General features: G+C 58.2%; 10 protein-coding genes. 2 read left to right on the top strand and 8 right to left on the bottom strand.

Features of this window, described 5'->3' with window-relative positions; translation table 11 throughout:
- Nucleotides 1–584 precede the first annotated feature (584 nt).
- Nucleotides 585–1,472 (bottom strand): GPR endopeptidase, encoded by an 888-nt coding sequence (gpr, locus tag NI20_RS0103925; RefSeq protein ID WP_033120149.1) that lies wholly within the window; start codon nt 1,470–1,472, stop codon nt 585–587.
- A 189-nt stretch (nt 1,473–1,661) separates the two neighbouring features.
- On the opposite strand from gpr, the gene rpsT reads away from it, so the two are divergent.
- A complete protein-coding gene (rpsT, locus tag NI20_RS0103920) occupies nt 1,662–1,925 on the top strand; it encodes a 30S ribosomal protein S20 (protein ID WP_033120148.1) in 264 nt (87 codons plus the stop codon).
- 407 nt (nt 1,926–2,332) lie between these two features.
- Here rpsT and NI20_RS0103915 read toward each other — a convergent pair whose 3' ends face one another.
- Nucleotides 2,333–2,512 carry a hypothetical protein gene (locus NI20_RS0103915; protein WP_033120147.1) on the bottom strand — a complete coding sequence of 60 codons (180 nt, stop codon included), beginning with the start codon at nt 2,510–2,512 and terminating at the stop codon, nt 2,333–2,335.
- Between the two features lie 99 nt (nt 2,513–2,611).
- On the opposite strand from NI20_RS0103915, the gene NI20_RS0103910 reads away from it, so the two are divergent.
- Entirely contained in the window at nt 2,612–2,806 is a 195-nt protein-coding gene (locus tag NI20_RS0103910) for a hypothetical protein (RefSeq protein ID WP_033120146.1), read from the top strand.
- A gap of 307 nt (nt 2,807–3,113) precedes the next feature.
- On the opposite strand, the gene nadE is transcribed toward NI20_RS0103910, so the two are convergent.
- The 6 genes from nadE to NI20_RS0103880 all read right to left on the bottom strand — a co-directional run bounded on the left by nadE (nt 3,114) and on the right by NI20_RS0103880 (nt 6,701).
- Nucleotides 3,114–3,899 (bottom strand): NAD(+) synthase, encoded by a 786-nt coding sequence (gene nadE, locus NI20_RS0103905; protein ID WP_052084409.1) that lies wholly within the window; start codon nt 3,897–3,899, stop codon nt 3,114–3,116.
- A 409-nt stretch (nt 3,900–4,308) separates the two neighbouring features.
- Nucleotides 4,309–4,755 (bottom strand): ribonuclease HI, encoded by a 447-nt coding sequence (gene rnhA, locus NI20_RS0103900; protein WP_033120145.1) that lies wholly within the window; start codon nt 4,753–4,755, stop codon nt 4,309–4,311.
- 8 nt (nt 4,756–4,763) lie between these two features.
- Nucleotides 4,764–5,267, bottom strand: coding sequence for a transcription elongation factor GreA (locus NI20_RS0103895; protein ID WP_033120144.1), 504 nt, complete (start codon nt 5,265–5,267; stop codon nt 4,764–4,766).
- Between the two features lie 26 nt (nt 5,268–5,293).
- On the bottom strand, nt 5,294–5,743 hold the full coding sequence (locus NI20_RS0103890) for an SHOCT domain-containing protein (protein WP_033120143.1): 450 nt from the start codon (nt 5,741–5,743) through the stop codon (nt 5,294–5,296).
- A gap of 18 nt (nt 5,744–5,761) precedes the next feature.
- Nucleotides 5,762–6,121: an SHOCT domain-containing protein gene (locus NI20_RS0103885; protein ID WP_033120142.1), complete on the bottom strand. Its 360-nt coding sequence runs from the start codon at nt 6,119–6,121 to the stop codon at nt 5,762–5,764.
- 10 nt (nt 6,122–6,131) lie between these two features.
- Nucleotides 6,132–6,701 (bottom strand): SHOCT domain-containing protein, encoded by a 570-nt coding sequence (locus tag NI20_RS0103880; RefSeq protein ID WP_033120141.1) that lies wholly within the window; start codon nt 6,699–6,701, stop codon nt 6,132–6,134.
- Between the last annotated feature and the right edge of the window lie 620 nt (nt 6,702–7,321).

Below are 7,321 nucleotides of genomic sequence, written 5' to 3'. Positions count from 1 at the left end.
GATTTCATGAAATCATGATTGGCTATTTTCATCCGGCCATAATTGGCGATTTCCGCCCGGCCCGGAATGGCTAATTCCGCCCGGCGCTAACAGGGGCAATAGACATCCCCGGAAAGGACGAAAAAACGGCATAGCCGCATTTCACGACTATGCCGATTCTTTCAGGGAAAATCAAATCCCTAATGTAGGACCCCTTCCGAGGCGTTCTTCTTTCTTTGCTGAAAGGCGGGATTTTTGGCAGCGCGGTGCTCTGCACTTTGTTCCCTGCGTGCCGCAGGGTGCGCAGTAAGGGGGATATTCTCTCACGTGAGAGAATATCCCCCTTCCCTGGCAGCAGCGCCAAGCGCTGCACCTCCCCTCCGCGCAGCGCGCGGAACCCTCCCCGTTTCCCTGTTTAGGGAAACAAAAAGCCCCCGCCGGGATCGGCGAGGGCTTCTTGCTGTGTTGTGTGTGTATTTTTAGGAGGGAGAAAATCACATCGGGGGGAGTCCCCCTTTGCAAGTATTAAGATACCAGTCAATCTTGGCTAAAGTTTGAATCGGTTGTAAACAAATTATGAATACCACCGGAAATATTGCACATCTTCAGCCCATGAGCGCGCAGAGCTCGGAAAAATCGAGCGGTTGGAGCGCAAGGTCGATGCCGTAGCCGATGACGCGGGCGAGCTCGCGGATCTGCGCGTCGATGTCGCGCGTTGTGACTATGACGGTCTCGTGGCCGCGCAGGGCGGCGGGATCGACGTCCGACTTTCCGGCCTCTTCGAGCACATCGAGCGTCAGCGTGGCCGCGTCGACGACCGTGGGAACGCCGATGGCGTAGACCGGCACACCGAGCGTATCGCGGCTGAGGGGACACCTGTGATTGCCCACGCCGCTGCCTGGGACGATGCCCGTGTCAGAGAGCTGCACCGTGGAGCAGAGCCGCATGAGCGAGCGGGACGCGAGCGCGTCGATCGCGATGACCGCGTCGGGCTGCACCGCGCGCACCGTGCCGCGCAGCGTCTCCATCGCCTCAATGCCCGTCCGGCCCAAAACCCCCGGTGTCAGCACGCTGACAGAGCAAAATGCGGAAAACGCGCCGTTTTGCCGCAGATGGCGCGTTACAAGCACATGCTCCGCACTCCTCGGCCCGATGGCGTCCGGCGTCATGCTCGCGTTGCCGAGCCCCGCGACGAGCACGCTTTTGACGTTCTCGCCGAGCAGCGCTCGAAGCTCCGCCCCTACGGCGCGCGACGCGCGCTCGAGCAGATCGTCCGCGTTTTTTTGCAGCGGCGAGAGGTCGAGCGTCACATACCGCCCGCGGGGCTTGCCGAGCTGGCGCGCCGCGCCCTCGGTGTCGATGCGCACGCTCGTCACGCTGCACCCGCGGCGAAAAACCGTCCGGCTGTCCACGCCGGAGAGCGTCTGCGCGCGGCTTTTCGCGCAGAGCAGCTCGTGTACCTCCATGGCAAGATCGGTGCGGTATTGGAGCATTTTGCCTCTCTCCTTTTACTAAATCTTGTTTTCTTTCCCTATTTTATCCACAAAGTTTTGTGTCATACAAAAAAATCAGAAAATTTCGAAAAAATGCTTGCAATTTCTTGCATTCTTTGCTAAAATACCATTCTGCACGGTGGATTTTTTGTCCGCCGGCGCGAATTCCAACCGGAGGAGGTGTTTGGTTTGCCGAATATTAAGTCTGCCAAGAAGCGCGTTCAGGTGTCTGGTGTGCGTAATGAGCGCAACAAGGCCGACAAGTCCGCACTGAAGACCGCACTCAAGAAGTTCGAGGCGGCTGCCGCTGAAGGCAATCGCACCGAGGCCGAGAGCGCTTACAAGGTCGCAGTGAAGTCTGTCGATAAGGCTGCTGCTAAGGGTATTCTGCACAAGAATAACGCCGCGCACAAAAAGAGCGCGCTGACCCTGAAGTTCAACAGCGTTGGCTAATCGAGCGAAAATGAGAGCCATCCTTTCGGATGGCTCTTTTTTTGTGCCCAAAGGGGCACTGGCTGATCCGCGCGATGCGCGGAACCGGGAAAGCAGCGCCAGTGGCGCTGCACGGAGAAGGGGGATACTCTCTTTCGAGAAAGAGAGTATCCCCCTTGGACCCCCGAGAGAAAGGACGAGGGGCCTTCCCCCTCGACCCCGCTGCATTGGCAGTTTTAGGCTTGAAGAGCTACGCGGCCTGCGGAATCGGGTGCGGTGTACGTGGCTTCGCCACGGGTCCCTACGTTTCGTCACCACTCGCAACCGCGCCTTACTTCGTGAGGCGCGAGCGACGATAGCACGGCGGCGGACTGCCTGCTGGCGGCATTGCTGCGCTCGCCGCGGGACGGGGGCAAAAAACGACCGCGTCAGCGGTCGTTTTCTTCTATGGGAATCTCACCGTGCTCCTGTTCGAAAGCTGCGATGCGGCGCTTGATCATCTGCTCCAGTTCACGGTTTTTGGTGCGTCCCTCGTATTCAGCGATATATCCGAGCTTTTCCAGCAGCACTGGATCGGTGCGCAGGGTGTAACGACTTTTTGAATCCATTTGCCAACCTCCGTGACGAAGTATTGACAAAATTTTAGCGTCAAATTATACTAAAAAGAAAAAGTGACGCAACAATGACGCACAAAAGGAGGAAATAAAATGACAACTTATCGAAACCTTTACCACGGCATGGTGCGCAGCATGAGCGAGGCCATCGATCTCTACGACGAGGGCAAAGGCATCCTTGCCCGCGAAGTCCTGAAAAAAGCCCTGCTGGACGCAGAAGAGCAAATCATCGCGCAAGATATCATTCCCGACGAACCCATCAACAGTACCGACCCAGCGAAGGACTAAAAAAGAAGCAGCCCTGAGCGCGGCGAGCGCAGCAATGCCGCCCCCGCAGGCAGTCTGCCGCCCTTCTTCCGTCACACGCGCCTCACGATAGTAAGGCGCGGTTGATACCGCTAACGACTCGCAGAGACTCGTGGCAAAGCCACGTACACCGCACCCGATTCCGCAGGCCGCGCAGCTCTTCGAGCCTCAATCTCGCAATGTAGCGGGGTCGAGGGGCAAGACCCCTCGCGTTCTCTTGGGGTTTCAAAGGGGCCATTCTCTCACGTGAGAGAATGGCCCCTTTGGCTCGTGCAGCGCTGCGCGCTGCTTACTTTTTGTTAGGATTATAATAATCCGTCTCCTCCGGCAGGACGATCGGCAGCCCGTTCTGATACACCGGAAGCGTCTGGAACTTGAATCTCGACACCTTGTGCTTGCGGTCGATCTGCTCCTTGATGGCGGGGTCGACCTCGCCCTTGCGGATGTACTCGTTCACCGCATGGTAGGTAAAGCCGAGGTTGTCCTCGTCCGTCTTGCCGGTCAGGCCGTCGGACGGCGGCTTGATGAGGAAGCGCTCGGGCAGACCCAGCTCCGCGCCCAGCGCGATGACCTCCTCGGTCGTGTACATGCCGAGCGGCGAGAACGCGCCCGCGCTGTCGCCGTAGATCGTGCAGTAGCCGACCCAGTCCTCGGAGAGGTTCGAGGTATTGATGACGATGCCGCCCTCCTCGCTCTGCGCGATGGCGTACAGCGTCGCCATGCGGATGCGGGACGGCAGGTTCACCTTCGTCTGGCGGCTCGCGTCGATGCCCACGCGCGCCATCTCGTCGAGAATGCCGCTCGTGCCGCCGTGAATATTGAACGTGTAGTGGCGGATGTTCAGCACGTCGACAAGGCCGTTGGAATAGTCGATGTCCGGCTGCACGCCGTCGGGCATCAGCACGCCGACGACATTCTCGCGACCGTAGGCCGCCACGCTCAGCGCCGCCGTGACGGAGCTGTCCTTGCCGCCCGAAATGCCGATGACGGCGGTCTTGCCTCCGCAGGCCTTTATCTGCGCGCGCATCCAGTCGAGAAGTCCCGGAAGCTGCTGCTTTGCGTTGAATTCTGCCATAGTCTTTTGCTCCTTCATATTACTTCAGCAAAGCGGGAAGGCTCCCCTCCCTGCTGAGAAAAAATTTGCTTTTGTTGTACCACACTTCCGCTAAGCTTTCAAGTACCCTTCGGCCTGCTTTAAAAACATTTCCCGATATTTTCCGTTCTGCGCCATCAGCTCCGCATGCGTGCCGGATTCTCGAAAGCGGTTCACTTCACCGTTTTTCACGCGGCAGTCCGCGCGGGAGTTCTGCTTTTTTGCCTCCCTTACGGCGGCGAAGTGAATTCGCCGCTCGCGCCGCCGGACTTCCGGCGAAAGGCCACGCTATCCCTCACTTAAACTGATTCACCGTCGCGGCATTACGATTCCCGCGCCCGTTCGGGCGCGCCAATCGTGCCGATTCCTCGAAAGCGGTTCGCTTCATCTGTCACTGACAGCGCTTCACCGCTTTCCACTCTGCCACAGCCATCTCATCGCAGCGGTTGTTGTACTCATTCTCCGCGTGGCCTTTGACCCAGTGGTAGTGCATTTCGTGCCGGGCGATGAGGGACAAGAGCTGCTCCCACAAATCGACGTTCTGCGCGGGCTTTTTGTCGCTTTTGACCCAGCCGCGCTGTTTCCAGCCGTAGACCCAGCGCTTTTCCAGCGCGTCGATGACGTAGCGCGAATCGGAATAGAGCTCCACGACGCACGGCTCCTTCAAAAGCCGCAGCGCCTCGATGACGGCGGTGAGCTCCATGCGGTTGTTCGTCGTGCTCGCCTCGCCGCCGGATAGCTCGCGCTCGTGCGCGCCGTATTTGAGCACCGCGCCCCAGCCGCCGGGGCCGGGGTTGCCCGAGCACGCGCCGTCGGTATAGATAATGACCTGTTTCATGCGTTTCCTCAATAAGAGCTGATCTCGAGCGATGCATCGTCCTCGCCCGGCGTGATCGAACGAATTTCGACCGTGTACTTCATTTCCGGCGAGACGACGATCTCGACGCGGTCGCCGACCTTTTTCCCCAGGATGGCCTTGCCGACGGGCGATTCCTTGCTGATGAGGCCCTTGAGCGCGTTCTGCCGCAGGGTGGTCACGAGCTGGATGTTCTGCTCTTTCCCCAGTTTTTCGTTATAGAGCACCACGTGGTCAAAAAGGCCGACGGTGCCCTCTTTTTCGTTCACTTCGATGACCTTCGCCGTCGCGATCATGCGCTCCAAGTAACGGATGCGGCTCTCGTTGCGGTTTTTCTCCTGCTTTGCGACCTTGTACTCGTAGTTTTCGCTCAAGTCGCCGAACGCGCGCGCCGTCTGCACATCTTCGATGAGCTTGGGGCGAAGCTCCAAACGGCGGTGCTCCAGCTCTGCCTTCATCTTGTCAATGTCGACCTGTGTCAGTTCGTCATACATGGTGTATTCGCTTCCTTTTATTTTGCTTACCCTCTGCTCTGCGCGTGCTGACGCTTGACGCGCGCGACGCGCTGGGCGTATTCCTCGCGGTCCAGAATACCCGCGTCATATAAGACCTTCAGGCTTTCAAGCCGGTCCTCGCAGCTGTCCATGTGGACAGAATGCACCTCGCCGCTGTCGGCCTGCTTCCTGCGCGCGATCTCCCAGCGCTTTTCGCTGCTCTTGCGCTCCTGCGCGGCCAGATTCTTGTGGAAGTCGCGGATCTGCACGCCGCTCGAGCGCTTTTTGCTTTCGCGCTCTTTTGCGCGCATCGTGTCGAGGTCATCAAGCGTGCGGTTGACCTTTTTGATGAGCTCGTCGGGCGATGCCGAAACGCTGCCCGTTTCCCGATCGTTGACCTTTTTGTCCTCGTTGGCGACAACCGCCTTAAACCCCCAGACAAGTGCGATGATAATAAGGATCAAAACTTCTCCCATTGTCCGCGCTCCTTTCTCTTACAGCCGGTCCAGAATGTCCCTGCGCTTTTCCTGATACTCCTCTTCCGTGATGAGCCGACGGTCGTAAAGCGTCTGCAATTCCTCGAGCCGCGCTTCGGCGTCGGACTTGCCGCCCTTTGCGCCATCGTCCGACTCGTCGGTGATCTCGTAGCCGCCGTTGTACTTCACAACGCCCGCCGCCAGCAGAAAATTGTAGATGCCCATGCCGAACGTCATCAGGCACCAGATGACCTTGAAGCCGATCATCGCGCCGATGCTCGGGATCGTAAACAGGCCGAACACGCCCATCGCGCACGCGATGACGCCCGACAGAATGCTCGCGCTTTTGCTGGGCTTATAGTGGATGTTTCTTCTCATGGTAACCTCCTCACAGCTTCTTTCTGCGTTCGTCGTACTCTTCCCTGCTCAGAATGCCCGCCTCGTAGAGCCGCTTGAGATTTTCAAGCCGGTTCTCCCTGCTGTCGGTCTCCGCACTCTGCGGCGCGGCGTTTTCCACAGGCTTTGGCGAAACGGGGATCTCTTCTGCCTCTTTAGACGCAGAATCGTCAGAAATTGTTTCTGCCCGCTCCTTCTTTCTCCACGGCATCGCCGCGCGGACAAAGCAGACCGCCGCACCGAGGCCGAAGAAAATTGCACCGGAGCGTCCGCTCTGTTCCTCCTGCTTCCGATCGTTTTCCACCATTTCCTGAACGGTGCGGTTCATCTCTTCATCGCCGAAGTCAAAGTCGCTCATATCGATCACAATGCTGTTTGTATTGTCAGTCTCCGGCGCGATCTGCGGCCAGATCAACGCCAGCGCCGCACCCAGCAAAATCACGCCGAGCACGATCATGCCCGGGCGGGTATAGATAGCGCGCAGCACCTCCATATTGTTCTCGTGTTTGCGCTGCTGCTGGCGCTCTATTGCGTCGCCCAGCGACTGCAAAATATTTGCCATTGCCATGCCCTCCTCCTTTTGGCTCTATTCTACCGAAGAGAGTTTTGTCTTTCCAGCAAGCTGGGGTTTACATGGGTTGCATTTGCATGCAACTTTGATGTTACATCGTGTTTTTTCAGCGCAAAAGCGCTGAATGGGGGCTCCCATTGGCATGGGAGTGCGCTGTCAAAGGGGGTATTCTCTTCTCGAAGAGAATACCCCCTTTGTATCCCCCCAGAGAAGGACGAGGGGGGACCCCTCGACCCCCGACATTGCGGGTCTTATTCTTGAATGACTGCACGCGCTGCGCAGTGTGGGTGCGGTGTACATGGCTTCGCCATGAATCCCTGCGATTCGTCACCGTTTTCAACCGCGCCTTACTATCGTGAGGCGCGAGTGACGTTTTCTCGGCGGCAGACTGCGTGCGAAATAGCGGCATTGCTGCGCTCGCCGCATTGTGGAGTGCCCCGATAGACGGGAATTACTGCGCACTTCTACAAGATGAGCAGAGCGGCAGCGGATGATAGAAGCAGCGGCAAATCGTATAGAAACTCCAAACGCGGCAACGCCGCGCTATGGGCAGTGCAATCGGCAAGCATTGCAGCTCTTCGAGCTGCTCGCTTGCAATGGGAAACGCCTTT

It is taken from the genome of Oscillibacter sp. ER4 (genome assembly GCF_000765235.1).
GTDB classification, from domain to species: Bacteria; Bacillota; Clostridia; order Oscillospirales; family Oscillospiraceae; genus Hominicoprocola; species Hominicoprocola fusiformis.
The sequence above is the reverse complement of the archived record's forward strand: the minus strand, read 5'-3'. Positions and strand labels throughout refer to the sequence as shown.

What these genes read in the sequence shown, in the direction of transcription:
- gpr (WP_033120149.1), bottom strand. Translation starts at nt 1,472, where the DNA reads ATGCTCCAATACCGCACCGATCTTGCCATGGAGGTACACGAGCTGCTC.
- NI20_RS0103915 (WP_033120147.1), bottom strand. Translation starts at nt 2,512, where the DNA reads ATGGATTCAAAAAGTCGTTACACCCTGCGCACCGATCCAGTGCTGCTG.
- NI20_RS0103910 (WP_033120146.1), top strand. Translation starts at nt 2,612, where the DNA reads ATGACAACTTATCGAAACCTTTACCACGGCATGGTGCGCAGCATGAGC.
- nadE (WP_052084409.1), bottom strand. Translation starts at nt 3,899, where the DNA reads ATGGCAGAATTCAACGCAAAGCAGCAGCTTCCGGGACTTCTCGACTGG.
- rnhA (WP_033120145.1), bottom strand. Translation starts at nt 4,755, where the DNA reads ATGAAACAGGTCATTATCTATACCGACGGCGCGTGCTCGGGCAACCCC.
- NI20_RS0103895 (WP_033120144.1), bottom strand. Translation starts at nt 5,267, where the DNA reads ATGTATGACGAACTGACACAGGTCGACATTGACAAGATGAAGGCAGAG.
- NI20_RS0103890 (WP_033120143.1), bottom strand. Translation starts at nt 5,743, where the DNA reads ATGGGAGAAGTTTTGATCCTTATTATCATCGCACTTGTCTGGGGGTTT.
- NI20_RS0103885 (WP_033120142.1), bottom strand. Translation starts at nt 6,121, where the DNA reads ATGAGAAGAAACATCCACTATAAGCCCAGCAAAAGCGCGAGCATTCTG.
- NI20_RS0103880 (WP_033120141.1), bottom strand. Translation starts at nt 6,701, where the DNA reads ATGGCAAATATTTTGCAGTCGCTGGGCGACGCAATAGAGCGCCAGCAG.